3 protein-coding genes are annotated in these 2,896 nt (G+C 65.5%); all 3 read right to left on the bottom strand.

What is annotated here, in order from left to right; all coding sequences use genetic code 11:
* Positions 1 to 158 precede the first annotated feature (158 nt).
* Positions 159 to 1,472 (bottom strand): adenylosuccinate lyase, encoded by a 1,314-nt coding sequence (gene purB, locus ACE3SN_RS16650; RefSeq protein WP_374531926.1) that lies wholly within the window; start codon positions 1,470 to 1,472, stop codon positions 159 to 161.
* 70 nt (positions 1,473 to 1,542) lie between these two features.
* A complete protein-coding gene (locus ACE3SN_RS16655) occupies positions 1,543 to 2,256 on the bottom strand; it encodes an NRDE family protein (protein WP_374531928.1) in 714 nt (237 codons plus the stop codon).
* 1 nt (position 2,257) lies between these two features.
* A partial coding sequence (gene radC, locus ACE3SN_RS16660) for a DNA repair protein RadC (protein ID WP_374531930.1) occupies positions 2,258 to 2,896 on the bottom strand: 639 nt, incomplete at its 5' end.

The raw sequence follows: 2,896 nt of genomic DNA on the forward strand, positions 1-2,896 counted from the left end.
TGCCAGTTGTTGACCGAGAAGAGCAGCAGCGCGACGGCCACCAGCACCCACACGATCGTCCTGATTACCTGCATGGCCTTATCCTCCTGCCCTGTCAGTGCCTTGGCGCAATGCTAGGCGGGATCGGTGGACGCGGCAAGCCAAGGTAGCGGCTTCACCTATTCCCCGAACACCCGCTTGAAGATCGTGTCGACGGCCTTGAAGTGGTAATCGAGGTTGAACTTGTCCTCGAGTTCGGCGGCGCTCATCACCGCGCTGACTTCCGGATCGGCCTTGAGCAGTTCCAGCAGCGAAAGCTGGCCATCCGATTCCCACACCTTCATCGCGTTGCGCTGGACCAGGCGATACGAGGCATCGCGTTCGAGGCCGGCTTGCGTAAGTGCCAGCAGCACGCGCTGCGAGTGGACGAGGCCGCCCATCCGGTCGAGGTTCTTCTGCATCCGTTCGGGATAGACCAGCAGCTTGTCGACCACGCCGGTGAGGCGCGCGAGCGCAAAGTCGAGCGTGATCGTCGCGTCCGGGCCGATGTAGCGTTCGACCGACGAGTGCGAGATGTCGCGCTCGTGCCACAGCGCCACGTTTTCTAGCGCCGGGGTGACGGCCGAACGGACCACGCGGGCCAGGCCCGTCAGGTTTTCGGTCAGCACCGGGTTGCGCTTGTGCGGCATGGCCGACGAGCCCTTTTGGCCCGGCGAGAAGTATTCTTCCGCTTCGAGCACTTCGGTGCGCTGAAGGTGGCGGATTTCGACGGCTAGGCGCTCGATCGAGCTGGCGATCACGCCCAGCGTCGCAAAGAACATCGCGTGGCGATCGCGCGGGATGACCTGGGTCGAAACCGGCTCCACCGCGAGGCCGAGCTTTTCGGCAACATATTCCTCAACCGACGGGTCGATGTTGGCAAAGGTGCCGACCGCGCCCGAGATCGCGCAGGTGGCAACTTCGGCGCGGGCCGCGATCAGGCGGGTCTTGCAGCGGCTGAATTCGGCATAGGCCTCGGCCATCTTCAGGCCGAAGGTGGTCGGTTCGGCGTGGATGCCGTGGCTGCGCCCGATGGTGGGGGTGTACTTGTGCTCAAGCGCGCGGCGCTTGATCGCGGCGAGCAGGTCATCAAGGTCGGCCAGCAGGATGTCGGCGGCGCGGGCTAGCTGCACGGCCAGCGTGGTGTCGAGCACGTCCGAGCTGGTCATGCCTTGGTGCATGAAGCGCGCTTCGGGGCCGACCTGCTGGGCCACCCAATCGAGGAAGGCGATCACGTCGTGCTTGGTGACAGCCTCGATCGCGTCGATTGCGGCGACGTCGATCGCGGGCTTGGTCGCCCACCAGTCCCACAGCGCCTTCGCGCCGCTCGGCGGGACCACGCCGAGTTCGCCCAGCTTTTCGGTGGCGTGGGCCTCGATCTCGAACCAGATCTTGTAGCGTTCTTCCGGTTCCCAGATGGCAACCATCGCGGGGCGGGCATAACGGGGGACCATGTTCGACTCCTTGATCTATCGCGCGTGCCGCTAGGGGCAGGGCGCGCGAAAGGCAAGGGGCGGGGCAAATTCACCCGTCCCAGTCAAACCCGATCGAACTGCGCCCGCTCTCACTGCCGTCAGAGGCGAAGCGGCGCTCGGCGATCGTGCCTTGTCCGTCCCGGTCCACCGCGATGACGGTCGAGCAGCGGGTGCCATAGAGTGGATTGCTGATGAACACGCTGGAAAATTCGGCCGATGGGCCTTCCGGATCGGTCGCGCCGTCGAGCGTGCGGTCGGCGAGTGGCGTGAACAACTGGTCGGGATCGTTGCTGGCATTCAGCCACTCGGCCAGCGCGGCCTCGAGCCGCTGGGTCTTGCCCCAGCGTCGCTCGAACCCGCCATTCGAAAGGCCGTGAATGCCCGGTTCAAGCGGAGTGCGCAGGGGCGAGGGATAGTTGCTGAGATGCGCCGCGCCACCCGGCCCGGCCGCGAACAGGTGAAACGGGTTCATGCCCGCGAGATCGCCCAAATCCTGATCGAGCAGCCAATTAGTGACGAGGCTCCCGCGCGAGGCAAGGTGCGGCTGGGGATAGCCATCGACCCGGTAATTGGTGACGAGGGCGAACCGGCCCGGAGCTATGCCGAGCCACGTCCCTCCCGCTTCCAGGTCGCGCCCGGCGATGATGCCGTTGTCCCACTGCGCCAACGGGGCGGTCGGGCGGGCGTGAAATTCGTCGCGGTTGCCGATGGCGATCAGCTTCCAGCGCGGGTGAGCGTCCCAGGCGATCGCGGCGACGCACATCCTAGATGAGGCCCTTGGAGCGCAGGCTGGTGTGGCCTTCCTTGCCGATGATCACGTGATCGTGGACCATGATCCCCAAGAGGCGACCAGCCTCGGCAATCTTGTTGGTGATCGCGATGTCGGCGCGGCTGGGTTCGGTCGAGCCGGACGGGTGGTTGTGGACCAGGATCAATGCGGCTGCACCGAGATCGAGCGCTTTCTTCACCACTTCGCGCGGGTGGATTGCCGCCTCGTCGAGCGAGCCGTCGCTGACGAGGTCATCCAGTACGAGCCGGTTCTTGGTATCGAGATAAAGCACCCTGACGCACTCATGCCGCAGGTGGGCCATGTCGATTGTGAGATAATCGATCAGGGCCTGCCAGCTGGCCAGCACCGGGGCTTCCTGCACGCCGGTGCGGGCGAGACGCCGCGCGGCCAGCGCCACGATCTTGAGCGCGGCGGCGCTGGTTTCGCCCATGCCCGGATGCAGCGCCAACGCGTGGGGATCGGCATTCAGCACGCCCGCCAGATTGGCGAAGCGCGCCAGCAGGCTCTTGGCAAGCGGCTTGGTGTCCTTGCGCGGAATTGCGGTCATCAGCAGGTATTCGATGATTTCGTGATCGCCCAGGGCCTCTTGCCCGCCCGCTAGCAGCCGCGCGCG

It is taken from the genome of Novosphingobium sp., assembly GCF_041915465.1.
GTDB lineage: Bacteria > Pseudomonadota > Alphaproteobacteria > Sphingomonadales > Sphingomonadaceae > Novosphingobium.

Excerpts from the sequence above, each read along its gene's own strand:
- ACE3SN_RS16655 (WP_374531928.1), bottom strand. The coding sequence starts at position 2,256 with ATGTGCGTCGCCGCGATCGCCTGGGACGCTCACCCGCGCTGGAAGCTG.
- purB (WP_374531926.1), bottom strand. The coding sequence starts at position 1,472 with ATGGTCCCCCGTTATGCCCGCCCCGCGATGGTTGCCATCTGGGAACCG.